The organism is Mycobacterium tuberculosis H37Rv (genome assembly GCF_000195955.2).
Taxonomy (GTDB): Bacteria; Actinomycetota; Actinomycetes; order Mycobacteriales; family Mycobacteriaceae; genus Mycobacterium; species Mycobacterium tuberculosis.
This window is the reverse complement of record NC_000962.3, coordinates 3,594,380-3,620,592: the sequence shown is the minus strand read 5'-3', so window position 1 is coordinate 3,620,592 and position 26,213 is coordinate 3,594,380. Positions and strand designations below refer to the sequence as shown.

The following is a 26,213-nucleotide window of genomic DNA, read 5'->3' as shown; positions in this document are numbered from 1 at the left end:
GTCGTCACCTACCATGGGAGTCGCCTTATCTAAAGACTCCTACACATGCGGGGACATAGCTGTGCTGTCGAAGTTGCTGCGCCTTGGCGAAGGTCGCATGGTCAAGCGCCTCAAGAAGGTGGCCGACTATGTCGGCACTTTGTCCGACGATGTCGAGAAACTCACCGACGCCGAGCTGAGGGCGAAAACCGACGAGTTCAAGCGGCGGCTGGCCGACCAGAAAAACCCAGAAACCCTCGACGACCTGTTGCCCGAGGCCTTCGCCGTGGCCCGCGAGGCCGCCTGGCGGGTGCTGGACCAGCGGCCGTTCGACGTGCAGGTGATGGGTGCGGCCGCCCTGCACCTGGGCAACGTTGCCGAGATGAAGACCGGTGAAGGCAAGACCCTGACCTGTGTGTTGCCCGCTTACCTCAATGCGCTGGCCGGCAACGGCGTGCACATCGTCACCGTCAACGACTACCTGGCTAAACGCGACAGTGAGTGGATGGGCCGCGTGCACCGCTTCCTCGGGCTTCAGGTCGGGGTGATTTTGGCCACCATGACACCCGATGAACGCCGGGTGGCCTATAACGCCGACATCACCTACGGCACCAATAACGAGTTTGGGTTCGACTACCTGCGCGACAACATGGCGCACTCACTGGATGATCTGGTGCAGCGCGGGCACCATTACGCCATTGTCGACGAGGTCGATTCCATCCTGATCGACGAGGCCCGCACCCCGCTGATCATCTCCGGTCCCGCCGACGGCGCCTCCAACTGGTACACCGAGTTCGCCCGGTTGGCGCCGCTGATGGAAAAGGACGTCCACTACGAGGTCGATCTACGCAAACGCACCGTCGGCGTGCACGAGAAGGGTGTGGAATTCGTCGAAGACCAGCTCGGCATCGACAACCTGTACGAGGCCGCCAACTCGCCGTTGGTCAGCTATCTCAACAACGCTCTGAAGGCCAAAGAGCTGTTCAGCCGCGACAAGGACTACATCGTCCGCGATGGTGAGGTGCTCATCGTCGACGAGTTCACCGGCCGGGTGCTGATCGGCCGCCGCTACAACGAGGGCATGCACCAGGCCATCGAGGCCAAGGAGCACGTCGAGATCAAGGCCGAGAACCAGACGCTGGCCACCATCACGCTGCAGAACTACTTCCGGCTCTACGACAAGCTCGCCGGCATGACCGGCACCGCCCAGACGGAGGCGGCCGAGCTGCACGAGATCTACAAGCTGGGCGTGGTCAGCATCCCGACCAACATGCCGATGATCCGTGAAGACCAGTCCGACCTGATCTACAAGACCGAGGAGGCCAAGTACATCGCGGTGGTCGACGACGTCGCCGAGCGCTACGCGAAGGGACAGCCGGTGCTGATCGGCACCACCAGCGTGGAGCGCTCGGAGTATCTGTCGCGGCAGTTCACCAAGCGGCGCATCCCGCACAATGTGCTCAACGCCAAGTACCACGAGCAAGAGGCGACCATCATCGCGGTGGCGGGCCGCCGCGGCGGCGTCACCGTCGCCACCAACATGGCCGGTCGCGGCACCGACATTGTGCTGGGCGGCAACGTCGACTTTCTCACCGATCAGCGGCTGCGCGAACGCGGCCTGGATCCGGTGGAGACGCCCGAGGAGTACGAGGCGGCCTGGCACTCCGAACTGCCCATCGTCAAAGAGGAAGCCAGCAAGGAGGCCAAGGAAGTAATCGAGGCCGGCGGCCTGTACGTGCTGGGCACCGAGCGCCACGAGTCGCGGCGGATCGACAACCAGTTGCGTGGCCGGTCCGGCCGCCAGGGGGACCCCGGGGAGTCGCGCTTCTATTTGTCGCTGGGTGACGAGCTGATGCGCCGCTTCAATGGCGCGGCCTTGGAGACCTTGTTGACCAGGCTGAACCTGCCCGACGACGTGCCGATCGAAGCCAAGATGGTCACCCGGGCCATCAAGAGCGCCCAGACCCAGGTCGAGCAGCAGAACTTTGAGGTCCGCAAGAACGTCCTCAAATACGACGAGGTGATGAACCAGCAGCGCAAGGTCATCTACGCCGAGCGCCGGCGCATCCTCGAAGGCGAAAACCTCAAGGACCAGGCGCTGGACATGGTCCGCGATGTCATCACCGCCTACGTCGACGGCGCGACCGGCGAAGGCTATGCCGAAGATTGGGATCTGGACGCGTTGTGGACGGCACTCAAAACCCTCTATCCGGTGGGGATCACCGCCGACTCGCTGACCCGCAAGGACCACGAATTCGAGCGCGACGATCTCACCCGCGAGGAGTTGCTGGAGGCACTACTCAAGGACGCCGAACGTGCCTATGCCGCACGGGAAGCCGAACTCGAGGAAATCGCCGGCGAGGGTGCGATGCGCCAGCTGGAACGCAACGTGCTGCTCAACGTCATAGACCGTAAGTGGCGTGAACACCTCTACGAGATGGACTACCTCAAGGAGGGTATCGGGCTGCGCGCGATGGCGCAGCGCGATCCGTTGGTCGAGTACCAGCGTGAGGGCTACGACATGTTCATGGCCATGCTCGACGGCATGAAAGAGGAATCGGTCGGCTTCCTGTTCAACGTCACCGTGGAGGCGGTCCCCGCCCCGCCGGTTGCCCCGGCTGCCGAACCCGCAGAGCTTGCCGAATTCGCCGCCGCGGCCGCAGCCGCCGCGCAGCAACGCAGCGCGGTCGATGGTGGCGCGCGCGAAAGAGCTCCAAGTGCATTACGCGCCAAGGGTGTTGCCAGCGAGTCGCCCGCTTTGACCTATTCCGGTCCCGCGGAGGATGGCTCGGCTCAGGTGCAGCGCAACGGCGGTGGAGCCCACAAGACGCCGGCCGGAGTGCCGGCCGGTGCTAGCCGGCGCGAGCGGCGCGAAGCCGCCCGCCGACAAGGCCGCGGCGCCAAGCCGCCGAAATCGGTCAAGAAGCGTTAGCGCGTAGGTTGCAGATGGGTGTATCGGTTTCTCAGTTCCCAGAAGTCACTTCCCGGCACACCCCGCGCCCCGGCGCGCATGCACATTTCGTTGCACGGCGGCAAGGGGTTCGCTAATCTCACCCGTCGTCGCCGACCTTCGTCGGCGTCGGTTCTGCTGGTAGCGGGGTTCGGCGCTTTCCTGGCGTTTCTCGACTCGACAATCGTCAACATCGCGTTCCCGGATATCCAGCGTTCCTTCCCGTCCTACGACATCGGGAGCCTGTCCTGGATTCTGAACGGCTATAACATCGTCTTCGCCGCCTTCATGGTTGCGGCCGGCAGGTTGGCCGATTTGCTGGGCCGCAGACGGACATTCCTGTCCGGTGTGCTGGTGTTCACCATTGCGTCCGGGCTGTGCGCCGTCGCCGGCAGTGTCGAGCAGTTGGTGGCGTTCCGGGTGCTGCAGGGCATCGGGGCTGCGATACTCGTGCCTGCTTCGCTCGCACTGGTCGTTGAGGGCTTCGACGCGGCGCGCCGCGCGCACGCTATCGGCCTGTGGGGTGCGGCGGCAGCGATCGCGGCTGGCCTGGGCCCGCCGATCGGCGGGCTCCTCGTGGAGTGGGCCGGCTGGCGGTGGGTGTTACTGGTCAATGTTCCGCTGGGCATCGTCGCGGCGATCGCCACCAAGCGCATGCTCGTCGAGAGCCGCGCCTCGGGCCGGCGCCGCATGCCTGACTTGCGCGGTGCGCTGCTGCTTGCGGTAACGCTCGGGTTGGTTACCCTCGGTTTGGTCAAGGGGCCGGACTGGGGTTGGTTGAGCGTGGCCACCGTCGGTTCGTTCCTGGCCAGCGTCCTGACCTCGGTTGGGTTCGTGCACAGCTCGCGGTCGCACCCCGCGCCGCTGGTCGAGCCGGCGCTGTTGCGTAGCCGGTCGTTCGTGGCGGGCAACCTGCTCACGCTGGTCGCCGCAGCGGGTTTTTACTGCTATGGCCTTACCCATGTGCTTTACCTCAACTATGTGTGGCACTACTCGCTGCTGAAGGCGGGTTTCGCGATCGCGCCCGCTGCGGTGGTGGCTGCCGTGGTGGCGGCGGCGCTGGGTCGGGTTGCCGGTCGGCATGGGCATCGCGTCATCGTCCTCGTTGGTGCGCTGGTCTGGGCCGGCAGCCTGGTGTGGTATTTGCAGCGTGTCGGGTCCGAGCCGGATTTCCTCCGCGTGTGGCTGCCGGGCCAACTGCTGCAGGGCATCGGTGTCGGCGCGACGTTGCCGGTGTTGAGCAGTGCAGCGCTGGCCGAGGTCGCCAAGGGCGGCAGCTATGCCACCTCGTCGGCGGTCGTTAGCACCACTCGCCAGCTCGGTGCGGTGCTCGGTGTCGCGGTGATGGTGATCTTGATCGGTAAGCCGGAGCACGGTACTGCCGAGGAGGCGTTGCGGCGCGGATGGGCTATGGCTGCCATCTGTTTCATCGCGGTGGCTGTCGCGGCCGCGGTGCTGGGTAGAACCAACCGCAACCCCGTCCAGATGCCGGCGCCGGAGCCCGCGATCGCGCCGCGGTTGGAGCCACCGATTCCCCAGCCGGCGGCCGCGCCGATTGAGCATTGGGCGGCCGGTGACGCCGATCCGCTGGGGAATCTGCCGCTATTTGCCGGCCTGGACGCGGCCACCTTGGCACAGCTCGGGGAGCACGTTGAGGACGTCGAGTTGGAGGCGGGTTGCTATCTCTTCCACGAAGGTGACCCGTCCGATTCGCTTTACGTGATCCGCACGGGTCGCGTGCAGGTGCTGCAGGACAGCATCGTTCTCAAAGAACTGGGTCGCGGGGAGGTTCTCGGGGAGCTTGGGCTACTTATTGACGCGCCCCGGTCCGCGACGGTCCGGGCGTTGCGCGACACCAAGCTAGTGCGGCTCACCAAGGCACAGTTCGACGAGATCGCCGACCATGGTGCGCTGGCGGCGTTGGTAAAGGTGCTGGCAACGCGGCTGCGGGAGGCACCGCCACCGGCGACTGACTCGACGTCGCCTGAGGTGGTCGTTTCGGTGATCGGAGTGAGCGGCGACGCGCCCGTGCCGGCAGTGGCCGCTGGCCTGCTTACCGCGCTGTCGGCGCGGTTGCGTGCCGTTGACCCCGGCCGGGTCGACCGCGACGGCCTTGATCGCGCGGAGCGAGTCGCCGACAAGGTAGTGCTACATGCCGCGGTCGAGGATGCCGGCTGGCGGGACTTCTGCCTGCGCGTCGCCGACCGGATAGTGCTGGTCGCGGGAGATCCCAACCCACAAGCCGCGCGGCTGCCGGCGCGTGCGCGGGGTGCCGACCTCGTGCTGGCCGGTCCGGCCGCCAGCCGGGAGCACCGGCGTCAGTGGGAGGAATTGATCACGCCGCGATCGGTTCATGTGGTTCATTACCGACGCATCTTGGAAAACGTACGCCCGCTCGCCGCACGCATCGCCGGCCGCTCGATCGGTCTAGTCCTCGGCGGCGGTGGCGCGCGCGGCTTTGCGCACCTCGGGGTTCTTGACGAGCTAGAGCGGGTCGGGGTCACCATCGACCGGTTCGCCGGCACCAGCATGGGGGCGGTTATTGCGGTGTTCGGAGCGTGCGGTATGGACGCGGCAACAGCGGACGCCTACGCATACGAGTACTTCATTCGGCACAATCCGCTCAGTGACTACGCGTTTCCGGTCAGGGGGCTAGTCCGTGGTCGACGGACGCTGACCCTATTAGAAGCAGCGTTCGGGGACCGACTGGTCGAGGAGCTGCCAAAGGAGTTCCGTTGCGTTAGCGTCGATTTGCTTGCCCGCCGACCGGTCGTACACCGCCGAGGCCGACTCGTCGATGTCATTGGGTGTTCCCTTCGGCTGCCGGGCATCTATCCGCCCCAGGTCTACAACGGTCGACTGCATGTGGATGGCGGTGTGTTAGACAACCTTCCGGTCTCGACCCGGGCAAGTCCTGATGGCCCATTGATCGCGGTGAGCATCGGCTTAGGTGGTGGCGGGCCGGGCTCGGCTCGACAGGACGGCTCGCCAAAAGTGCCAGGAATCGGCGACACCTTGATGCGCACGATGACAATCGGCAGCCAGCGTGGGGCGGATGCCGCACTCAGTCTTGCGCAGGTCGTTATCAGACCCGACACCGGTGCTGTTGGGCTGCTGGAGTTTCACCAGATCGACGCCGCCCGCGAGGCGGGACGCGTTGCGGCCCGCGAGGCCATGCCGCACATCATGGCACTGTTGAATCGCTGATTGGCGCCAATCGGGCCGAACGCCCCAGCTGCACACTCCTGCGGAGCAGAATCAGGTTATGAAGCGTTATTTGACGATCATTTACGGGGCCGCGAGCTATCTGGTATTCCTGGTTGCCTTCGGGTATGCGATCGGTTTCGTCGGCGACGTAGTGGTGCCACGAACCGTAGATCACGCGATCGCGGCGCCGATCGGCCAGGCGGTCGTGGTCAACTTGGTGCTGCTGGGCGTGTTCGCCGTCCAACATAGCGTGATGGCACGACAGGGTTTCAAACGCTGGTGGACTCGATTCGTGCCGCCCTCGATCGAGCGCAGCACCTATGTACTGCTGGCCAGCGTTGCGCTGTTGTTGCTGTACTGGCAATGGCGAACGATGCCGGCGGTCATCTGGGACGTGCGGCAGCCGGCTGGCCGGGTGGCGTTGTGGGCGTTGTTCTGGCTCGGGTGGGCCACGGTGTTGACGTCGACTTTCATGATCAATCATTTCGAATTGTTCGGCCTACGGCAGGTGTATTTGGCTTGGCGCGGAAAGCCGTACACCGAGATCGGTTTTCAGGCTCATCTGCTCTACCGGTGGGTACGCCACCCGATCATGCTCGGATTCGTCGTCGCGTTCTGGGCGACGCCCATGATGACGGCGGGGCACTTGCTTTTCGCGATCGGCGCGACGGGCTACATCTTGGTCGCGTTGCAGTTCGAAGAGCGCGACCTACTCGCGGCGCTGGGCGACCAATACCGCGATTACCGCCGCGAGGTGTCGATGTTGTTGCCGTGGCCGCACCGGCATACCTGAGTCAACGAGATTGCCCGTACCGCTTCTATCTTGGCCGCATTTCGTCAAGGATTGACTCCTATGGACGTCAAGGAGGTGCTGCTGCCGGGGGTGGGCCTGCGATACGAGTTCACCAGCTATCGCGGTGACCGGATCGGCATCGTTGCCAGGCGCAGTGGCGGTTTCGACGTCGTCCTGTATGGCCGCGATGATCCGGACGAAGCCCGACCGGTTTTGCGGCTCACCGATGAAGAGGCCGAGGCGGTGGCTCAGATTCTGGGTGCGCCGAGGATCGCCGAGCGATTTACCGAGCTGACGCGTGAGGTGCCCGGGCTTAAGGCCGGTCAGATTCACATCCGGGCGGGTAGCTTGTTTGTGGACCGGCCGCTGGGTGATACCCGTGCGCGCACCCGTACCGGCGCGTCGATTGTGGCGATCGTGCGTGACGAGGATGTGTTGGCCTCGCCGGGCCCGACTGATGTGCTGCGAGCCGGAGATGTCCTCATCGTGATCGGCACCGAGGACGGGATCGCCGGGGTCGAACAGATCGTCGAAAAGGGCTGAACCGGTGGAGGTTTCGAGGGCGCTGTTGTTTGAGCTCGGCGTCCTGTTGGCGGTGCTTGCGGTGCTGGGTGCAGTGGCACGACGATTCGCGTTGTCGCCGATTCCGGTGTATTTGTTGGCGGGTTTGTCGTTAGGCAATGGCGGCATCTTGGGGGTGGCCGCCGCCGGTGAGTTCATCGCTACCGGTGCGCCCATCGGTGTCGTGTTGTTGCTTTTGGCCCTGGGTCTGGAGTTTTCTGCGACCGAGTTCGCCAGCAGTCTGCGCCACCACCTGCCGTCGGCGGGTGTCGATATCGTCCTCAACGCCACGCCCGGTGCGGTGGCGGGCTGGCTTTTGGGGTTGGACGGTGTTGCCATCCTCGGTCTGGCCGGGGTCACCTACATTTCCTCCTCGGGTGTGATCGCGCGGCTGTTGGAGGACCTGCGTCGGCTCGGCAACCGGGAAACGCCGGCTGTGCTGTCGGTGCTGGTGCTCGAAGACTTCGCGATGGCGGCCTACTTGCCGCTGTTCGCGGTTCTCGCGACAGACGGCAGCTGGCTCGAGGCGGTCGTGGGCATGACGGTGGCGATCGCCGCTTTGCTTGGGGCGTTCGCGGCGTCGTATCGTTGGGGTCATCATGTCGGCCGGTTGGTGACTCATCCTGATTCCGAACAATTGTTGTTGCGGGTGCTGGGCATCACCTTGATCGTGGCGGCGGTGGCCGAGTCGCTGCACGCGTCGGCGGCTGTGGGTGCGTTTCTGGTAGGCCTCACGCTTACCGGGGAGACCGCAGACCGGGCACGCATGGTGCTGACTCCGCTGCGTGACTTGTTCGCCACGATCTTCTTCCTGGGAATCGGCCTGTCGGTTGACCCGGGAAAGCTCGTTTCAATGCTTCCGGTAGCGCTGGCCCTGGCCGCTGTCACCGCAGCGACCAAGGTGGCCACCGGGATGTTCGCTGCCCGGCGGGAGGGAGTGGCACGGCGTGGGCAGCTGCGTGCTGGCACCGCGCTCGTTGCCCGGGGGGAGTTTTCTTTGATCATCATCGGGCTGGCCGGTGCCTCGATCCCGGGGGTTGCCGCCTTGGCCACGGCGTATGTGTTCGTCATGGCGATCGTCGGTCCGATACTGGCCCGCTACACCGGCGGTGGGCTGCCGGCCGCCGCAGTAGCTTCGAACTAGGGTGTGGGCCGGCGATCTCACCCGATGTGCAGGGCGACCATCAGCCATCGGGTTTCGTTACCGGCGGGCCGTTGTTCCACCCGGCAGGCGATCGCATGGATCCGGTCCCCGCGACTGTAGGTGCCGAAGACCTCGGCGGCGGTGTCCGCGGTGTCGGGTCCGGCCGGTGTCAGCCGGATGCGGCGCAGCATGGCCGCGCCTTGTTGGTGTCCGGCCGCCGTGCGGCTCACCGCGAGCACGGAGTCGACGAGGCCGGGTGCCAGCAGGGGGCGCAGCTGGCCCACCGGGCGGCGGCGGTCGATGACCTCCAGCACTCGGCGTAGCGCGGCATCGGCGAAGGTCCCCGCTTGACGCAGCCGCGGTGACTTGGCCGTGGAGGTGACCGCTGCCGGTGCCCGGCCGCTCGGCCTGATTGGTTGTCGGCGAGCTAGCTGCGGGGTGTGCGGCCGCCGGGCTGCGTGCGATGATTGCCCGCACGGCGGGATGTTTCGCGGCGGCGGCTCGTACTCGACGACGGGTGTGACGGCGAAGGTGTCGCCCGGTGAGTTCGCGATAGGACTGATGGTCAAGGGGCACCCTCCAGCATCATCGATCGAACGAGGAGCCTGCTGGAGAGTGGCAGACGAGTGTTGCGCAGCGGTTTGGTTGCTGGCCATCATCGCACAATGCGGGCTTGCGTGTACCCGCGCCGTGAAGTGGTCGGGCTAACCGTTAGCGTGGGCGACGACGTGACTCGTCGCGACGAATTGACAAGGAGGACAGGGCCGTAGTGGTCACCCGGTTGTCTGCATCGGACGCCTCCTTCTATCAGCTGGAGAACACAGCCACCCCAATGTATGTCGGGTTGCTGTTGATCCTGCGCCGTCCGCGTGCCGGATTGAGCTACGAGGCACTGCTGGAAACCGTCGAACAGCGGCTGCCGCAGATACCGCGCTATCGTCAGAAAGTCCAGGAAGTGAAATTGGGCCTGGCCAGGCCGGTGTGGATCGACGATCGCGACTTCGACATCACCTACCACGTCCGGCGGTCGGCCCTGCCGTCGCCGGGTAGTGACGAGCAACTGCACGAGCTGATCGCACGGCTGGCCGCTCGGCCGCTGGACAAATCGCGGCCATTGTGGGAGATGTATCTCGTCGAGGGTCTGGAAAAGAATCGCATTGCCCTCTACACCAAGTCGCACCAAGCCCTGATCAACGGGGTGACCGCGCTGGCGATAGGCCACGTGATCGCCGACCGGACGCGGCGTCCACCGGCGTTTCCGGAAGACATCTGGGTCCCGGAACGGGACCCCGGCACCACGCGGTTGCTGCTGCGCGCGGTCGGGGACTGGCTGGTGCGGCCGGGCGCACAACTACAGGCCGTCGGATCCGCGGTCGCCGGGTTGGTAACGAATTCCGGCCAACTCGTCGAGACGGGCCGCAAGGTTCTCGATATCGCCCGCACGGTGGCACGGGGCACCGCGCCCAGTAGCCCGCTCAATGCCACCGTGTCGCGTAATCGGCGATTTACGGTTGCCCGTGCAAGTCTTGATGACTATCGCACGGTGCGGGCTCGCTACGACTGTGACTCCACGACGTGGTGCTGACGGTGATTGCCGGTGCCTTGGGCAACTGGCTGATGTCACGCGGTGAAGCTGTGGCACCGACCGCGACTGTTCGGGCGATGGCGCCGCTGTCGGTCTATGCCGACGACCAACTCGACTCAACCGGCCCTGGTCAGGCGATCAGCCAGGTGACACCGTTCTTGGTTGACCTCCCGGTGGGGGAGGGCAATGCCGTAGTGCGGTTGTCGCAGATCGCGCACGCCACCGAATCCAACCCGACCGCCGCCAGCCTGGTCGATGCCAGGACTATCGTCACGTTGTCGGGGTTAGCACCGGCCACTTTGCACGCCATGGGGGTGCGGGTCGCCACTAGCTTTTCGGCACGGTTGTTCAATCTGTTGATCACCAATGCCCCCGGAACCCAGTCGCAGATGTACATTGCGGGTACCAAGCTGCTGGAGACCTACTCCGTGCCGCCGCTACTGCACAACCAGGCGCTGGCCATCAGCGTGACGTCGTATAACGGGATGTTGTATTTCGGCATCAATGCCGACCGCGACGCGATGAGCGATGTCGATCTGCTGCCGGGGCTGTTGAGCCAAGCACTGGACGAGCTTCTGGAGGCTTCGCGGTAGTTGTTAGGGGTCGATGGTGATGTGTGGATATACCATCCGTTGATGTGAGCACCGCGACCAACGACGGCGCGTCGTCGAGAGCGAAGGGACACAGATCAGCTGCGCCGGGCCGGCGCAAGATCTCCGATGCCGTCTACCAAGCCGAATTGTTTCGGCTGCAAACAGAATTCGTGAAGCTGCAAGAGTGGGCCCGGCATTCGGGTGCGCGTCTGGTGGTCATCTTCGAAGGCCGTGACGGAGCTGGTAAGGGTGGCGCCATCAAACGGATCACCGAGTACCTCAACCCGCGAGTGGCTCGTATCGCGGCATTGCCCGCGCCGACGGATCGCGAGCGGGGTCAGTGGTACTACCAGCGTTATATTGCCCATCTTCCCGCCAAAGGTGAGATAGTGCTCTTCGATCGGTCCTGGTACAACCGCGCCGGTGTGGAGAAGGTCATGGGTTTCTGTACGCCGCAGGAGTATGTGTTGTTTTTGCGGCAGACCCCGATTTTCGAGCAGATGCTGATCGATGACGGGATTCTGCTTCGCAAATACTGGTTTTCAGTCTCAGACGCCGAACAGTTGCGCCGATTCAAGGCTCGACGGAATGACCCGGTCCGGCAATGGAAGCTCAGCCCAATGGACCTGGAATCGGTGTATCGGTGGGAGGACTATTCGCGCGCAAAGGACGAGATGATGGTGCATACCGACACCCCCGTCAGCCCCTGGTACGTGGTGGAGTCTGATATCAAAAAGCACGCGCGGCTGAACATGATGGCCCACTTGCTGTCCACGATTGACTACGCAGATGTGGAAAAGCCAAAGGTCAAGCTGCCGCCACGGCCGCTTGTGAGTGGCAACTACAGGCGTCCGCCCCGCGAGTTGTCGACATACGTCGACGACTATGTGGCCACGTTGATCGCCCGGTGACGCAGGTCTACATCCCGGCCACCCTGGCCATGTTGCAGCGACTCGTTGCCGATGGCGCGTTGTGGCCGGTCAACGGCACTGCTTTTGCAGTGACGCCGACGTTGCGTGAGTCGTACGCCGAGGGTGACGACGAGGAGCTTGCCGAGGTGGCGCTGCGCGAAGCGGCGTTGGCGTCGTTGCGTCTGCTAGCGGCGGACATCGGCGCCACCGCAGACGCCCTGCCGCCCAGACGCGCGGTGCTGGCCGCCGAGGTCGACGATGCCACGTACCGTCCCGATCTTGATGACGCGGTCGTCAGGCTGGCGGGGCCAATCACGATCGATCAGGTTGTCGCCGCATATGTCGACAATGCCGGCGCTGAGCCGGCCGTGATGGCGGCGATTGCGGTCATCGATGCCGCTGACCTGGGCGACGAGGACGCTGAGCTGGTGGTCGGTGACGCCCAGGACCACGATCTCGCCTGGTACGCCAACCAAGAGCTGCCATTTCTGCTGGACCTGCTCTGACGATGCCGTGGGTGTGACGCAGTCTGCGCGTCCGGGCCTAGATACGGAACCGTAGGTTACGGTACCGTAGCTTTGTTGGGCGGAAGCTAAGGCCGAGCAGGAGCTTCCTATGAGCAAGAAACACACGACGCTTAACGCCAGCATCATCGACACCAGGCGCCCCACCGTCGCCGGAGCCGACCGGCATCCGGGCTGGCATGCGCTGCGCAAGATTGCCGCGCGCATCACGACGCCATTGTTGCCCGACGACTACCTTCACCTGGCAAATCCGCTGTGGTCCGCGCGGGAATTGCGGGGGCGCATCCTAGGGGTCCGCCGAGAGACGGAAGACTCCGCGACCCTGTTCATCAAACCGGGCTGGGGCTTCAGTTTCGACTACCAGCCGGGCCAATACATCGGGATCGGGCTGCTGGTCGACGGGCGCTGGCGCTGGCGGTCGTATTCGCTGACGTCGAGTCCGGCGGCATCCGGGTCCGCGCGCATGGTGACCGTCACGGTGAAGGCGATGCCCGAGGGCTTCCTGTCCACCCACTTGGTGGCCGGGGTAAAGCCAGGGACCATTGTGCGGCTGGCTGCGCCCCAGGGCAATTTCGTATTACCGGATCCGGCGCCCCCGTTGATTCTGTTTTTGACTGCCGGGTCGGGGATTACGCCGGTAATGTCGATGCTTCGAACGTTGGTGCGCCGCAACCAAATCACCGACGTAGTGCACCTGCATTCGGCGCCCACCGCAGCTGACGTGATGTTCGGTGCCGAGCTGGCTGCCCTGGCGGCCGACCATCCCGGTTATCGGTTGTCGGTGCGCGAGACGCGCGCCCAGGGCCGGCTGGACCTGACCCGGATCGGTCAGCAGGTGCCGGACTGGCGTGAACGCCAGACCTGGGCGTGCGGGCCGGAGGGCGTGCTCAACCAGGCCGACAAGGTCTGGTCATCGGCGGGTGCCAGCGACCGACTGCACCTGGAGCGGTTCGCAGTGTCCAAAACGGCGCCCGCTGGAGCGGGCGGGACCGTCACGTTCGCCCGAAGTGGCAAGAGCGTAGCCGCCGATGCTGCCACGTCGTTGATGGACGCCGGTGAGGGCGCCGGCGTGCAGCTACCCTTCGGCTGCCGGATGGGCATCTGCCAGTCGTGTGTGGTCGACCTGGTGGAAGGCCATGTTCGGGATCTGCGCACGGGCCAGCGGCATGAGCCCGGAACCCGGGTCCAGACCTGCGTGTCGGCCGCCTCGGGTGATTGCGTGCTGGACATCTAGTGTTACTCATAGGTAACCTACGGAATCGTAAGTTACGATAGCGTAGGTCATCGGCCGTATGACGCAGGGAGAAGACGATGGCGATCACTGACGTCGACGTATTCGCGCATCTGACGGACGCCGACATTGAAAACCTGGCCGCCGAGCTAGATGCCATCCGCCGAGACGTTGAAGAATCGCGCGGCGAACGCGATGCCCGCTACATCCGCCGCACCATCGCCGCACAGCGGGCGCTCGAGGTGTCCGGTCGGCTACTGCTGGCTGGCAGCTCACGACGCCTCGCCTGGTGGACAGGTGCCCTGACCCTTGGCGTGGCCAAGATCATCGAAAACATGGAGATCGGCCACAACGTCATGCACGGCCAGTGGGACTGGATGAACGACCCGGAGATTCACTCCTCGACGTGGGAGTGGGACATGAGCGGATCGTCCAAGCACTGGCGCTACACCCACAACTTCGTGCACCACAAATACACCAACATCCTCGGTATGGATGACGACGTCGGATACGGCATGCTGCGCGTCACCCGTGACCAGCGCTGGAAGCGCTACAACATCTTCAACGTGGTGTGGAACACCATCCTTGCGATCGGCTTCGAGTGGGGAGTTGCGCTGCAGCACTTGGAGATCGGCAAGATCTTCAAGGGTCGGGCCGACCGCGAGGCCGCTAAAACCCGGTTGCGTGAATTCTCAGCCAAAGCGGGCCGCCAGGTGTTCAAGGACTATGTCGCGTTCCCGGCGCTGACCTCGTTGTCCCCGGGGGCGACGTATCGGTCCACTTTGACCGCCAACGTGGTGGCCAACGTGATCCGCAACGTGTGGTCCAACGCGGTGATCTTCTGCGGCCATTTCCCGGATGGCGCAGAGAAATTCACCAAGACGGACATGATCGGTGAGCCGAAGGGCCAGTGGTACCTACGGCAGATGCTGGGCAGCGCAAACTTCAACGCTGGGCCGGCGCTGCGGTTCATGAGCGGCAATCTGTGCCACCAAATCGAGCATCACCTCTATCCGGACCTGCCGAGCAACCGGCTTCACGAGATTTCGGTGCGGGTGCGTGAGGTCTGCGACAGATACGACTTGCCATACACCACGGGCTCGTTCTTGGTGCAGTACGGCAAGACCTGGCGCACCCTTGCCAAGCTGTCGTTGCCGGATAAGTACTTACGTGACAACGCTGACGATGCACCCGAGACCCGCAGTGAGCGGATGTTCGCTGGTCTGGGGCCGGGTTTCGCGGGCGCCGATCCGGTGACCGGACGTCGTCGGGGGTTAAAGACCGCGATTGCCGCCGTGCGGGGTCGGCGGCGCAGCAAGCGTATGGCTAAGTCGGTCACCGAACCCGACGATCTGGCAGCCTAAGATTGCTCGGCGCGCGACGAGCATGCGGCTAGTCAAGTCTGGCTGAGCACTGCCAGTAGTCGCCGGGCGGCCGCGGCGCGGCGGGCAGCGGGCCCGGACAAGGTATCCAACGCGCATTCGGGATCGGCCGGCGGTCCCATGTGCCCGCACCCGCGCGGACACTCGCGGGTTGCCTCGGCGAGGTCAGAGAAAGCCAATAGCACGTTGTCGGGCTGGATATGAGCCAACCCGAATGAGCGGATTCCTGGGGTGTCAATCACCCAGCCGGAACCGGACAGCGTATCTCCCAACGGCAGCGCCACCGACCGAGTCGACGTGTGCCGTCCCCGGCCGATCTCGGTGACCTCACCAACCGCCCGATCAGCTTCGGGTACAAGACGATTCACCAATGTCGACTTGCCGACCCCGGAATGCCCGAGCAGGACGGTGATCTTGCCGGCCAGCAGGTCCGCCACCGCGAGCAGAGGATCATCGACGCCTGCGGCGGTTACGGTCAATTCCAGGTCGGCGAACTGCTTGCCGAACGGTTCCGCCGGGGCGAGGTCGGTCTTGGTCAGGCAGAGAATCGGGGTCAGCCCGCCGGCGTAGGCGGCGATCAGCGCCCGGTCGACCAGGCCGGTGCGTGGCGGCGGGTCTGCCAGCGCGACCACGATCAGCAGTTGGTCGGCGTTGGCGACCACCACCCGCTCGGTGGGGTCGGTGTCATCGGCGGTGCGTCGCAACACGGTTCGTCGCGGTGCTCGCCGCACGATGCGGGCCAGGGTGTCGGGCCGCCCGGACAGGTCACCGACCACGTCCACGTCGTCGCCGACCACGATCGGGGTGCGGCCGAGCTCGCGGGCGCGCATCGCCGTGATTCGGCGATCGGGGCGGCCGCCCAGCACACACCCCCAGCGGCCGCGGTCGACGCTGACCACCATGGCGGCCTCCGCGTCGGCGTGCTCGGGACGGGTCTTGGTCCGCGGCCGCGAACTCCTGCCGGAGCGCACCTTGACGTCGGACTCGTCGTAGTCGCCGGGCCTCAACCGCCGGACCCCTGCCCGGTTGCCCGCCTCGCCCGCTGGCCGCTGCGCGGCTGGGGGTACCCCCACCCCTGGCCGGGTCCGACCATCTCGGCCCACAGCCGCGGAAACTCCGGCAGCGTCTTGGTGGTGGCGGCGATGTCGTCGACCTCGACTCCGGCCACCCGCAGCCCAATGATCGCGCCGGCCATCGCCATTCGATGGTCCGCGTATGCCCGCCAGATGCCGGGCCGCAACGGCGTCGCGGTGATCACCAGACCGTCGGGTGTTTCCCGGCAGGTGCCCCCCAACCGGTTGATCTCGGTGCTCAGCGCGGCGAGCCGGTCGGTTTCGTGGCCCCGCAGATGGGCAATGCCGCTTAGTCTGGACACCGATCCCGGGGATGCCAGCGCCGCCAGCGCCGCGACCGATGGCGTCAGCTCGCCGACGGCGCGCAAGTCGACGTCAAACCCGTCGTATCCCGTTGGACCGCGCACCTCGAGGGATGAATCAGCATGAATGACAACGGCATTGAGCTGCCGCAAAATTGCCAAGATGTGGTCGGCGGGTTGCACGCTGACTCTAGGCCAGCCGGTGATGCGCACGGTGCCGCCGCTGACCACGGCCGCTGACAGGAAAGCCACCGCGTTGGTCAGGTCCGGTTCGATGTCCCAGCGCCGCGCCGCCACCGGACCGGGGCGCACCTGCCAACGGTTCGGTGTCGAGTCGTCGATGTCGACTCCGGCTTGCCGCAGCATCGCCGCCGTCATCGCGATGTGCGGCGCAGACGGCAGCGACGAACCGGTGTGTTGGACGGTCAGGCCATCGGTGAACGATGCCGCGGACAGCAGCAGCCCGGACACGAACTGTGAGGACGCCGACGCGTCGATGGCCACGGTGCCGCCGGCGAGCGACCCGTTGCCGCGAACCCGAAACGGTAGACCGGTGCCGTCGACGGCGACGCCGAGCTCGCGCAGCGCATCCAGCAGCGGTGCGATGGGCCGTCCCCGGGCTTGCTGATCGCCGTCGAAGGTGACCGGGACGGAGCCCAGCGCCGCCAGCGGCGGAACAAACCGCAACACCGTGCCCGCCAAGCCACAGTCCACCCGAGCGCCGGGCCCCGGTTCGATTCGGCCGCTGACCGTCAGTTCCGAACCCACACCGTCGACGCGCAGGCCCAGGGTCTGCAGCGCGTCCAGCATCAGTTCGGTGTCGCGGCTGCGCAGCGCGCCGGAGATGGTCGATGCGCCCCGGCCTTGTGCGGCCGCCAGCGCCGCTAGCACCAGCGCCCGGTTGGTCTGCGACTTCGAGCCTGGAACGGTCACGGTAGCGCGCACCGGCGTCGGCGCCGTTGGGGCTGGCCATGTCTTCACCGCTTCATCCTGCCGTGTCGGCGGGTGTCGTGGGTACCAGGCACCATAGGAAGCATGTGCGGACGGTTTGCGGTCACCACTGATCCGGCCCAGCTGGCCGAGAAAATCACGGCCATAGACGAGGCCACCGGGTGCGGTGGCGGGAAGACGAGCTACAACGTGGCACCCACCGACACGATCGCGACAGTGGTGTCCCGCCACAGCGAGCCCGACGACGAGCCCACCCGCCGGGTGCGGCTCATGCGCTGGGGACTGATTCCGTCGTGGATCAAGGCCGGGCCCGGCGGCGCACCCGATGCCAAAGGCCCACCGCTGATCAACGCCCGCGCCGATAAGGTCGCCACGTCGCCGGCGTTCCGGAGTGCGGTCAGAAGTAAGCGTTGCCTGGTGCCGATGGACGGCTGGTACGAATGGCGCGTCGACCCCGACGCCACCCCGGGGAGGCCGAACGCCAAGACGCCGTTCTTCCTGCACCGCCACGACGGCGCCCTGTTGTTCACGGCCGGGCTGTGGTCGGTTTGGAAGTCTTACAGGTCCGCCCCACCGCTGCTGAGCTGCACGGTGATCACCACCGATGCCGTGGGCGAGCTGGCCGAGATCCATGACCGGATGCCGCTGCTGCTGGCCGAAGAGGACTGGGACGACTGGCTGAATCCAGACGCCCCGCCGGATCCTGAGCTGCTGGCCCGCCCGCCGGATGTGCGCGACATCGCGCTGCGCCAAGTGTCCACGTTGGTCAACAACGTGCGCAACAACGGGCCTGAGCTGTTGGAGCCGGCCAGGTCGCAGCCCGAGCAGATCCAGCTGCTGTGAGGGTCTGTGCCCACGCGTGTGACGCTGCGGCGAATCCAAGCGCGATTTCTTGCCGCGCCATTACGCTCGCCGGGCGCTCGCGGCAGGTTTGCCTGAAGCCAGTGTGAGTCCGACAATCGCGGGGTGCGCTTTGCGAAGCTGTCCGACGGGCTATCAGACGGGATCGTCACTCTATCGCCACTGTGCCTGGACGATGTCGATGCGCATCTGGCTGGGGGGGACGAACGGCTAGTGCGTTGGCTTAGCGGTATGCCCTCGACTCGAGCAAGCGTCGAAGCGTACATCCGGCACTGCCGCGAGCAATGGGTGACCGGCGGGCCGCTGCGCTCTTTCGGCATCAGGACGGTTGCCGAAACAATAGTGGGTACGATTGATCTGCGTTTCGACGGCGAGGGGCTGGCTAGCGGGCAGGTCAACGTTGCCTATGGGCTCTACCCCAGCTGGCGAGGGCGTGGACTCGCCACTCGCGCAGTCGATCTGGTGTGCCAGTATGCGGCCGAACACGGCGCGACCGAAGCGGTGATCAAGGTGGAGCCGGAGAACTCCGCATCGGCGAGGGTGGCGTTGCGGGCGGGCTTTGCTTTCGTGCGGCGGATCTGTGAGCAGGACGGAACCGTCTTCGACCGGTACGAACGTGTCCTAAGGGCAAAGATGCACGCCGATGAGGTGGATATCGACGAGGATCTGGTGCGGCGTCTGCTGCGTGCACAATTCCCACAGTGGGCGGATCTACCCATTGCACCGGTGCGCTCGGCGGGCACGGACAACGCAATGTACCGGCTAGGCGAGGACCTGGCCGTGCGCATCCCGCGCATTGGCTGGGCCATCGAGAGCCTTCGGACCGAGCAACAGTGGCTGCCGCGGATCGCTGCGCATCTAGGCGTTGCCAGCCCAGTTCCGGTGGGGTTGGGGAGCCCGGCTGAGGGGTTCGGTTGGCCGTGGTCAGTGTGCCGCTGGGTTGCGGGTGAGAACCCGTCGGCAGCCGAGTTCGTCGAGCCCAATCGGGCCGTCGAGGACCTGGCTGACTTCATCACCGCCTTACGGGCCACCGACCCCATGGGCGGGCCGCCCGCCAAGCGGGGTGCGCCGCTGGGGGAGCAGGATGCCGAGGTACGCGCAGCGCTGGCGGCCCTCGACGGGATCATCGACGTCCACGCGGCAACTGCCGCGTGGGAATCAGCCCTACGCGTTCCTCCGTATGCGGGGCCGCCGATGTGGTTCCACGGTGACCTGTCCCGGTTCAACATCCTGACAGCGCAAGGACGCTTGACGGGCGTCATTGACTTCGGTCTGATGGGCGTCGGTGACCCCAGCGTCGACTTGATCATCGCGTGGAACCTCCTGTCGGCGCCCGCCCGTGCTCAGTTCCGCGTCGCGGTCGGCGCCGCCGACGACGACTGGATGCGCGGGCGCGGCAGAGCTCTGGCCATCGCCTTGATCGCGCTCCCGTACTACCAAGACACCAACCCGCCGCTGGCGGCCAGCGCGCGCTACGCCATCGGTGAAGTCCTCGCCGATTTCCGGTACGGCGCTAGGCCCGGATGTTAGCGATGATCGCGCTGATCAAGGTGATCAGGTCCGGCGGGGCCACCGTGACGGCCCAATGCCGTTTGCCGGCACCGCAGTACCCGGTCCCAGCTCAAGGCCGACACATCGACCACGGTCCGCAGCCGCTTGCGCTGACCGAACGGGGAGATGCCGCCGACCACGTAGCCGGTGGCTTGTTCGGCGGCAGCGGGTTTAGCCATGGCCGCTTTGGGCACCCCTAGGGCCGCCGGCCGCCTTCAGCGACAACTTCGACGGCACCGGCACGATCGCGACGGCCCGCTCGTCGGGCAACTCGAGGATCAGGGTTTTGCTGTCGCTAGGCCGGGAGGTACCCCGGCGGGTTGGCGTCTTCCACCCACAGGTCGACGCCGAGCGTCGCACCTGGGACGCAGTCGTAGACCGACAAGTCGGTGACGCCGGATTCGACGAGCACGTCCTCGCACAGCAGCGTCTTGCCGGTGTATTCGGTGGCGGGCTTGTTGACGATGACGTAGGCCGCGTCGGCGTATACCTCGGGCTTGCGGGACCGCGCCATCGCCTCGTCGCCGCCCAGCAGGTTCTGTACCGCCGCGGTGGCCACCATCGTGCGTGGCCACAACGTGTTCGACGCGATGCCGTCGGCGCGCATCTCCTCGGCGATTCCCAGCGCGCACAGCGTCATGCCGTACTTGGCCATCATGTAGGCCGTCGGCCGCAGCCACTTCTTCTCCAGCAGGATCGGCGGGGACAGCGTCAGGATGTGCGGGTTCTCACGGCCTTTCATATGGGGAATGCACGCTTGGGATACTGCGTAGGTGCCACGCACCTGGATGCCGTTCATCAGGTCGAAACGCTTCATTGGCACCTCGGTGATGGACCCTAAGTTGATCGCCGAGGCATTGTTGACGCAGATATCGATGCCCCCGAACTGCTCCACGGTGGTGGCCACCGCGGACGCGACCGCATCCGGGTCGCGGATATCCCCGACGATCGGCAGTGCCTGGCCGCCGGCTTCCTCGAGTTCCTTGGCGGCCGTGAACACCGTGCCTGGCAGCTTTGGATGCGGCTCGGCGGTCTTGGCGATCAAGGCAATGTTGGCGCCGTCGCGCGCGGCCCGCTTGGCGATCGCAAGGCCGATACCGCGACTGGCGCCAGAGATGAACATGGTCTTGCCGTTGAGTGACATGGCGTCACCCTAACGCCCTGCTCGATTCCACCGGACTGCGGGACAGGCCGCATGCGATTCAGCGCTGGAAATAACCCGCTGGCGAACACGGTTGATTGGTTCGGTTCCTGCAGCCACGTGGCTGGCCAGACCGGTGCAGACAGTGTCGGTCGCGGCCTCTACATTGGGACGAGGGGAGTCTGGTGTCAACGGCGACGAGCCTGTTGGGTGAGAAGCGGTTGGCTCGCATGCTCGCACGTCCGGTGTCCGCGCCGGTGCTGTCCGGCGACACCGCAAACGAAGGGACCCAGTTAATCAAGATGGCCGACATCGATGGTGTAACCGGTTCGGCGGGTCTGCAGCCTGGGCCGTCTGAGGAGACAGACGAGGAGTTGACCGCGCGTTTCGAGCGCGACGCGATTCCCCTGTTGGACCAGCTGTACGGCGGTGCGCTGCGGATGACGCGCAATCCGGCCGACGCCGAGGACTTGCTCCAGGAGACGATGGTGAAGGCCTATGCGGGATTTCGTTCGTTCCGGCACGGTACCAATCTCAAGGCCTGGCTCTACCGGATACTGACCAACACCTACATCAACAGCTATCGCAAGAAACAGCGGCAACCGGCGGAGTATCCGACCGAGCAGATCACCGATTGGCAACTGGCGTCCAACGCCGAGCATTCCTCGACCGGGCTGCGCTCGGCTGAAGTCGAAGCGTTAGAAGCGTTGCCGGACACCGAGATCAAAGAGGCGCTGCAGGCATTGCCGGAAGAGTTCCGGATGGCGGTCTACTACGCCGATGTCGAAGGTTTCCCCTACAAGGAGATCGCCGAGATCATGGATACTCCGATCGGCACCGTGATGTCGAGGCTTCATCGCGGCCGACGTCAGTTGCGCGGTCTTTTAGCCGATGTGGCCAGGGATCGGGGGTTTGCCAGGGGCGAGCAGGCGCACGAGGGGGTGTCGTCATGAGCAGCCCGGTGTCAAGCCGCCGTTTGGCGAACTTGGTCAAGGAGAGCCTGCAGGGCTCGGTGTTGGGTGGGGTCGTAAGCGATGCCGTCTTGCCAGCGGTGTCAGATGACGTAAAGCCAGGCGCGGGCGAGGATGCGTACCGCGTGCCGGTGGTCGTGGCCGCGGGCTCGGGTGCGGTTGTGCAGGTCGGCGGCCTAGAGGTTGGCTCGGCGGCTGTCGCCGGCGAAGTCGCAGACACCGTTGCGGAGTTGTTTGTCTGCCGCCCAACCGAACCCGACGTGGGTGACTTTGTCGGACTAGCCGGTGGAGCGGGCGACGCCGGCCAAGCAGGCCAGCAATTCGGGCTGGGCGTCGGCGTGCGGGGCGAGTCGTTCGGCGCTCGTCGGCGCTTGGCCCTGTCGACGGTCGGCGCGTCCGGGGCAACCGCCGGACTCCGCAAAACTCATGATGGACATCACGGCTGTCAAGCGCGCGGGGCGCTAACCCAGCGGCGCCTCTACATCGGCAATCCATCCGAGATCACCGACACAAGGATGGTGCACCAGTGAGCGAAAATTGCGGTCCGACCGATGCGCACGCGGACCACGACGATTCCCACGGCGGCATGGGTTGCGCGGAAGTGATCGCCGAGGTGTGGACCCTGCTTGACGGTGAATGCACCCCGGAAACCCGCGAGAGGCTGCGGCGACACCTCGAGGCCTGCCCGGGGTGCCTGAGGCATTACGGGCTCGAGGAACGGATCAAGGCGTTGATCGGGACCAAGTGCCGAGGCGACAGGGCCCCCGAGGGCTTGCGGGAGCGTCTTCGGCTAGAGATCCGCCGGACCACCATCATCCGTGGAGGGCCCTAGCGCAGTGCGTTAGGAATTGGGCCGCTTGCCGTGGTTGGCCTTGCTGTACTTGCGGTCACGCTTCTTACGGCCACGCTTGGCCATCGGAACCTCCGTCATTGCTCAGGTGCGGGCAGGCAGCGGCCGCCCGGTCATTGCCCAGTTTCTCATGCGGCGTCGCGCGCGACCCCAATAGCCCGCGTGCCGCGCTCCCCAGGGTTCTTATGGTTCGATATACCTGAGTTTGATGGAAGTCCGATGACCAGCAGTCAGCATACGGCATGGCCGAAAAGAGTGGGGTGATGATGGCCGAGGATGTTCGCGCCGAGATCGTGGCCAGCGTTCTCGAAGTCGTTGTCAACGAAGGCGATCAGATCGACAAGGGCGACGTCGTGGTGCTGCTGGAGTCGATGAAGATGGAGATCCCCGTCCTGGCCGAAGCTGCCGGAACGGTCAGCAAGGTGGCGGTATCGGTGGGCGATGTCATTCAGGCCGGCGACCTTATCGCGGTGATCAGCTAGTCGTTGATAGTCACTCATGTCCACACTCGGTGATCTGCTCGCCGAACACACGGTGCTGCCGGGCAGCGCGGTGGACCACCTGCATGCGGTGGTCGGGGAGTGGCAGCTCCTTGCCGACTTGTCGTTTGCCGATTACCTGATGTGGGTTCGCCGCGACGACGGTGTCCTGGTGTGCGTTGCGCAATGCCGGCCGAACACCGGGCCGACGGTGGTGCATACCGACGCGGTAGGCACCGTCGTCGCCGCCAATAGCATGCCGCTGGTCGCCGCGACCTTCTCCGGTGGTGTCCCGGGACGGGAAGGCGCTGTCGGCCAACAGAATTCATGTCAACACGACGGCCACAGTGTCGAAGTCTCCCCGGTGCGCTTTGGCGATCAGGTGGTGGCGGTGCTGACACGGCATCAACCCGAACTGGCGGCGCGACGTAGATCCGGCCACCTGGAGACCGCCTATCGGTTGTGCGCCACAGATCTTCTCCGGATGCTGGCGGAGGGCACCTTTCCCGACGCAGGGGACGTGGCGATGTCGCGATCTAGCCCGCGCGCGGGTGACGGCTTCATCCGTCTCGATGTCGACGGTGTGGTCTCTTACGCCAGCCCCAATGCCCTATCGGCTTACCACCGAATGGGTTTGACCACCGAGTTGGAGGGCGTCAATCTCATTGACGCGACGCGCCCGCTGATCTCGGACCCGTTCGAGGCGCACGAGGTAGACGAGCATGTGCAGGACTTGCTGGCCGGGGATGGAAAGGGTATGCGGATGGAGGTCGACGCCGGCGGCGCCACGGTGCTGCTGCGGACTCTGCCGCTGGTGGTAGCTGGTCGCAATGTCGGCGCCGCGATATTGATCCGCGACGTGACCGAGGTGAAGCGGCGCGACCGAGCCCTGATATCCAAGGACGCCACGATCCGGGAAATCCATCATCGGGTTAAGAACAACCTGCAGACGGTGGCCGCGCTGTTGCGGCTGCAGGCTCGCCGGACGTCCAACGCCGAGGGGCGGGAAGCGCTGATCGAGTCGGTGCGCCGAGTGTCGTCGATTGCCTTGGTCCACGATGCGTTGTCGATGTCGGTGGACGAGCAGGTGAACCTTGACGAGGTCATCGACCGGATTCTGCCGATCATGAACGATGTGGCATCGGTGGACAGGCCGATCCGGATAAATCGGGTTGGCGACCTCGGTGTGCTCGACTCCGACCGCGCCACGGCGCTGATCATGGTGATCACCGAGCTGGTGCAGAACGCGATCGAGCATGCGTTCGACCCGGCGGCGGCGGAAGGGTCCGTGACGATTCGAGCGGAACGCTCTGCGCGTTGGCTCGATGTCGTCGTGCACGACGACGGGCTTGGTCTGCCGCAAGGTTTCAGCCTGGAGAAGTCGGACAGCCTGGGCCTGCAGATCGTGCGGACCTTGGTCTCTGCGGAATTGGACGGCTCGTTAGGTATGCGGGACGCCCGCGAACGTGGCACCGATGTGGTGCTACGGGTACCGGTCGGACGCCGGGGACGGTTGATGCTGTAGCGCGCTACGCAACAGTGCGGCCCCGACGTATGTCGGGGCCGCACTGTGCAGAACTGAGTCGTCAGACCCCGGTACGGGCTTTCGTGCGGGCGTTGCGACGCTTCAGCGCGCGCCGCTCGTCTTCGCTCATGCCTCCCCAGACGCCCGAGTCCTGGCCGGTATTCAGTGCCCAGCTGAGGCACTCTGTGGTGACCGGGCACCGATTACAGACCAGTTTCGCGTCAGCGATCTGCGCAAGTGCCGGACCACTGTTTCCTACCGGGAAGAACAGTTCCGGATCCTCGTCACGACAGACCGCCTTGTGGCGCCAATCCATTAGTCGTTACTCCTCACTATGTGCGCAGCGGTACGCACAGGCGTTTCTTCTTGGCTGGTAACGGGTGCACAAGAAAGGCTTCTGTACCCCTACATTTCTCTACATGCAACCTTTTGATCGTTTCACAGGCTCAACAGATGTCAATAGTGTTACGTAAGCGCGTGGGCTATCTCACTCTGGCGATCTCGTTCCACAGCCCTTACCCAGTTGTACTACACTACGCTGCCAGTTTCGCCCAACGTTTGTGTCGCACACCCATCACATCTTTGTTTCTGCAGCTCAGATCCGCTTTCTTGCGGGCGGGGCAACTACGGCGAGGGCGTCGGGAACAGCTCGGAACGTCATCGTCTCGCGCACGCCGAGGTAGTCCCCGTCGAATTGGCTGGCGATCGGGGGCCCCATGGAGGTGACGCGTAGACACGCGACGTCGTCGTTGTTGATGACGTGGTTGAACTCGAACTTGGGCTGTTTTGCGAACATCTGCCGAACCACCCTCAGGGTCGGGACCACCTTCATGCTGGTGGTGGCGAACACTCCCAGCCCCGACTCGAACCTGCAGTCGGGATTGGTCCATACCGGCCGGTTGTTTGCGTAAGTCCACGGACTGGAGTTGGACACGAACACAAAGTGCACTCCGGTAATTGGATCGCGGTTGGGAAGTTGCAGCGTAAGAGCCGGTTCGCGACGAGTGCAGGCGAGCACCGCGCGCACCGCAGCGCGAATATAGCGCCACGCCGTAACCTTGCCGCCTTTGTCGCGTTCGGCCTCTACCGCGGCCACGACCTCGGCGTCGACGCCCATGCCGGCGTTGAACACCGCCCACCGCTCACCGCAGTCGATCAGCCCGATGCGGCGCCACTGCTGGTGGCGGCCGTAGTCGTCGAGCAGCTGGATGAGTTGGTTGGTGGCAGCGATCGGGTCCGCGGAAATCCCTAGCGCGCGAGCTAGTACGTTGGCCGAGCCGCCGGGCACAACCGCAACGGCTGGCACCGGTCGGACCGGCGTCGTGCCGGGGCGCCCCAGCATGCCGTTGACTACGGCGCTTACCGTGCCATCGCCGCCATGCACCACGACCAGGTCCACCCCGTCGGCTACCGCCGCCTGTCCGAGTTCGGTCCCGTGACCGCGGTGGTTGGTGTGCTCAACCGTGAGCTGAAGGCGGCTTTCGAGGGCGTGCGCCAGCAGGTCGCGGCCGGCTGGTGTGGTGGCGGTCGCAGTGGGGTTGACGATCAGCACTGCACGCATGACGCACGAGCTTAGGCCGTGTGACGATGCGGGCCGGGTCGGCCCGTTGAGGAGGACGGCAATGGGCTTAGGCCGTGTGACGATGCGG

General features: G+C 65.2%; 23 protein-coding genes and 1 pseudogene. 18 read left to right on the top strand and 6 right to left on the bottom strand.

The window, feature by feature from the left end:
• Window positions 1–61: 61 nt before the first annotated feature.
• The 5 genes from secA1 (at window position 62) to Rv3236c (ending at window position 8,634) form a co-directional block, all read left to right on the top strand.
• Window positions 62–2,911 carry a protein translocase subunit SecA gene (gene secA1, locus Rv3240c; RefSeq protein YP_177950.1) on the top strand — a complete coding sequence of 950 codons (2,850 nt, stop codon included), beginning with the start codon at window positions 62–64 and terminating at the stop codon, window positions 2,909–2,911.
• Between the two features lie 78 nt (window positions 2,912–2,989).
• Complete coding sequence (locus Rv3239c; protein ID NP_217756.1) at window positions 2,990–6,136, top strand: transmembrane transport protein; 3,147 nt, start codon at window positions 2,990–2,992, stop codon at window positions 6,134–6,136.
• 58 nt (window positions 6,137–6,194) lie between these two features.
• A complete protein-coding gene (locus Rv3238c) occupies window positions 6,195–6,929 on the top strand; it encodes an integral membrane protein (protein ID NP_217755.1) in 735 nt (244 codons plus the stop codon).
• Window positions 6,930–6,989: 60 nt separating this feature from the next.
• On the top strand, window positions 6,990–7,472 hold the full coding sequence (locus Rv3237c) for a hypothetical protein (protein ID NP_217754.1): 483 nt from the start codon (window positions 6,990–6,992) through the stop codon (window positions 7,470–7,472).
• Between the two features lie 4 nt (window positions 7,473–7,476).
• Complete coding sequence (locus tag Rv3236c) at window positions 7,477–8,634, top strand: integral membrane transport protein (RefSeq protein ID YP_177949.1); 1,158 nt, start codon at window positions 7,477–7,479, stop codon at window positions 8,632–8,634.
• 17 nt (window positions 8,635–8,651) lie between these two features.
• Here the strand turns inward: Rv3236c and Rv3235 are convergent, their stop codons facing one another.
• Window positions 8,652–9,293, bottom strand: a complete 642-nt coding sequence (locus Rv3235; protein NP_217752.1) for a hypothetical protein — start codon at window positions 9,291–9,293, stop codon at window positions 8,652–8,654.
• 110 nt (window positions 9,294–9,403) lie between these two features.
• On the opposite strand from Rv3235, the gene tgs3 reads away from it, so the two are divergent.
• The 6 genes and pseudogenes from tgs3 to desA3 all read left to right on the top strand — a co-directional run bounded on the left by tgs3 (window position 9,404) and on the right by desA3 (window position 14,842).
• Window positions 9,404–10,219, top strand: coding sequence for a diacyglycerol O-acyltransferase (gene tgs3 / locus Rv3234c; RefSeq protein ID NP_217751.1), 816 nt, complete (start codon window positions 9,404–9,406; stop codon window positions 10,217–10,219).
• A gap of 2 nt (window positions 10,220–10,221) precedes the next feature.
• Window positions 10,222–10,812: pseudogene (locus Rv3233c) on the top strand.
• A gap of 23 nt (window positions 10,813–10,835) precedes the next feature.
• Window positions 10,836–11,723: a polyphosphate kinase gene (ppk2, locus tag Rv3232c; protein NP_217749.1), complete on the top strand. Its 888-nt coding sequence runs from the start codon at window positions 10,836–10,838 to the stop codon at window positions 11,721–11,723.
• A complete protein-coding gene (locus Rv3231c) occupies window positions 11,720–12,229 on the top strand; it encodes a hypothetical protein (RefSeq protein ID NP_217748.1) in 510 nt (169 codons plus the stop codon). Before ppk2 ends, Rv3231c begins: the two co-directional genes overlap by 4 nt.
• Before the next feature lie 109 nt (window positions 12,230–12,338).
• A complete protein-coding gene (locus tag Rv3230c) occupies window positions 12,339–13,481 on the top strand; it encodes a stearoyl-CoA 9-desaturase electron transfer protein (protein ID NP_217747.1) in 1,143 nt (380 codons plus the stop codon).
• A gap of 77 nt (window positions 13,482–13,558) precedes the next feature.
• The gene (gene desA3, locus Rv3229c; protein ID YP_177948.1) at window positions 13,559–14,842 is read left to right on the top strand and encodes a stearoyl-CoA 9-desaturase; all 1,284 of its coding nucleotides are present in this window, start codon (window positions 13,559–13,561) and stop codon (window positions 14,840–14,842) included.
• 32 nt (window positions 14,843–14,874) lie between these two features.
• Here the strand turns inward: desA3 and Rv3228 are convergent, their stop codons facing one another.
• On the bottom strand, window positions 14,875–15,867 hold the full coding sequence (locus Rv3228) for a hypothetical protein (RefSeq protein NP_217745.1): 993 nt from the start codon (window positions 15,865–15,867) through the stop codon (window positions 14,875–14,877).
• Window positions 15,864–17,216 carry a 3-phosphoshikimate 1-carboxyvinyltransferase gene (gene aroA / locus Rv3227; protein NP_217744.1) on the bottom strand — a complete coding sequence of 451 codons (1,353 nt, stop codon included), beginning with the start codon at window positions 17,214–17,216 and terminating at the stop codon, window positions 15,864–15,866. The genes Rv3228 and aroA overlap by 4 nt, the downstream gene beginning before the upstream one ends.
• Before the next feature lie 54 nt (window positions 17,217–17,270).
• On the opposite strand from aroA, the gene Rv3226c reads away from it, so the two are divergent.
• Together Rv3226c and Rv3225c are read left to right on the top strand one after the other, a co-directional pair.
• Window positions 17,271–18,029, top strand: coding sequence for a hypothetical protein (locus Rv3226c; RefSeq protein ID NP_217743.1), 759 nt, complete (start codon window positions 17,271–17,273; stop codon window positions 18,027–18,029).
• Window positions 18,030–18,152: 123 nt separating this feature from the next.
• Complete coding sequence (locus Rv3225c; RefSeq protein ID NP_217742.1) at window positions 18,153–19,577, top strand: GCN5-like N-acetyltransferase; 1,425 nt, start codon at window positions 18,153–18,155, stop codon at window positions 19,575–19,577.
• Window positions 19,578–19,893: 316 nt separating this feature from the next.
• On the opposite strand, the gene Rv3224 is transcribed toward Rv3225c, so the two are convergent.
• Entirely contained in the window at window positions 19,894–20,742 is an 849-nt protein-coding gene (locus Rv3224) for an iron-regulated short-chain dehydrogenase/reductase (protein ID NP_217740.1), read from the bottom strand.
• Window positions 20,743–21,041: 299 nt separating this feature from the next.
• Here Rv3224 and sigH point away from each other — a divergent pair, with 299 nt between their 5' ends.
• From sigH to Rv3220c, 5 genes are all read left to right on the top strand, one after another.
• Window positions 21,042–21,692: an ECF RNA polymerase sigma factor SigH gene (sigH, locus tag Rv3223c; protein ID NP_217739.1), complete on the top strand. Its 651-nt coding sequence runs from the start codon at window positions 21,042–21,044 to the stop codon at window positions 21,690–21,692.
• On the top strand, window positions 21,689–22,240 hold the full coding sequence (locus Rv3222c; protein ID NP_217738.1) for a hypothetical protein: 552 nt from the start codon (window positions 21,689–21,691) through the stop codon (window positions 22,238–22,240). Before sigH ends, Rv3222c begins: the two co-directional genes overlap by 4 nt.
• Complete coding sequence (gene rshA / locus Rv3221A) at window positions 22,237–22,542, top strand: anti-sigma factor RshA (protein YP_177945.1); 306 nt, start codon at window positions 22,237–22,239, stop codon at window positions 22,540–22,542. The genes Rv3222c and rshA overlap by 4 nt, the downstream gene beginning before the upstream one ends.
• A gap of 284 nt (window positions 22,543–22,826) precedes the next feature.
• Window positions 22,827–23,042 (top strand): acetyl-CoA carboxylase biotin carboxyl carrier protein subunit, encoded by a 216-nt coding sequence (gene TB7.3 / locus Rv3221c; RefSeq protein NP_217737.1) that lies wholly within the window; start codon window positions 22,827–22,829, stop codon window positions 23,040–23,042.
• A 16-nt stretch (window positions 23,043–23,058) separates the two neighbouring features.
• Complete coding sequence (locus Rv3220c) at window positions 23,059–24,564, top strand: two component sensor kinase (RefSeq protein ID NP_217736.1); 1,506 nt, start codon at window positions 23,059–23,061, stop codon at window positions 24,562–24,564.
• A gap of 61 nt (window positions 24,565–24,625) precedes the next feature.
• Here the strand turns inward: Rv3220c and whiB1 are convergent, their stop codons facing one another.
• Entirely contained in the window at window positions 24,626–24,880 is a 255-nt protein-coding gene (whiB1, locus tag Rv3219; RefSeq protein NP_217735.1) for a transcriptional regulator WhiB1, read from the bottom strand.
• A 279-nt stretch (window positions 24,881–25,159) separates the two neighbouring features.
• Window positions 25,160–26,125, bottom strand: coding sequence for a hypothetical protein (locus Rv3218; RefSeq protein ID NP_217734.1), 966 nt, complete (start codon window positions 26,123–26,125; stop codon window positions 25,160–25,162).
• Window positions 26,126–26,213 lie beyond the last annotated feature (88 nt).

Excerpts from the sequence above, each read along its gene's own strand:
- TB7.3 (NP_217737.1), top strand. The coding sequence starts at position 22,827 with ATGGCCGAGGATGTTCGCGCCGAGATCGTGGCCAGCGTTCTCGAAGTC.
- Rv3237c (NP_217754.1), top strand. The coding sequence starts at position 6,990 with ATGGACGTCAAGGAGGTGCTGCTGCCGGGGGTGGGCCTGCGATACGAG.
- Rv3239c (NP_217756.1), top strand. The coding sequence starts at position 2,990 with ATGCACATTTCGTTGCACGGCGGCAAGGGGTTCGCTAATCTCACCCGT.
- Rv3224 (NP_217740.1), bottom strand. The coding sequence starts at position 20,742 with ATGTCACTCAACGGCAAGACCATGTTCATCTCTGGCGCCAGTCGCGGT.
- whiB1 (NP_217735.1), bottom strand. The coding sequence starts at position 24,880 with ATGGATTGGCGCCACAAGGCGGTCTGTCGTGACGAGGATCCGGAACTG.
- Rv3220c (NP_217736.1), top strand. The coding sequence starts at position 23,059 with ATGTCCACACTCGGTGATCTGCTCGCCGAACACACGGTGCTGCCGGGC.
- Rv3218 (NP_217734.1), bottom strand. The coding sequence starts at position 26,125 with ATGCGTGCAGTGCTGATCGTCAACCCCACTGCGACCGCCACCACACCA.
- desA3 (YP_177948.1), top strand. The coding sequence starts at position 13,559 with ATGGCGATCACTGACGTCGACGTATTCGCGCATCTGACGGACGCCGAC.
- Rv3226c (NP_217743.1), top strand. The coding sequence starts at position 17,271 with ATGTGCGGACGGTTTGCGGTCACCACTGATCCGGCCCAGCTGGCCGAG.
- Rv3238c (NP_217755.1), top strand. The coding sequence starts at position 6,195 with ATGAAGCGTTATTTGACGATCATTTACGGGGCCGCGAGCTATCTGGTA.
- Rv3222c (NP_217738.1), top strand. The coding sequence starts at position 21,689 with ATGAGCAGCCCGGTGTCAAGCCGCCGTTTGGCGAACTTGGTCAAGGAG.
- Rv3230c (NP_217747.1), top strand. The coding sequence starts at position 12,339 with ATGAGCAAGAAACACACGACGCTTAACGCCAGCATCATCGACACCAGG.
- sigH (NP_217739.1), top strand. The coding sequence starts at position 21,042 with ATGGCCGACATCGATGGTGTAACCGGTTCGGCGGGTCTGCAGCCTGGG.
- Rv3235 (NP_217752.1), bottom strand. The coding sequence starts at position 9,293 with ATGATGGCCAGCAACCAAACCGCTGCGCAACACTCGTCTGCCACTCTC.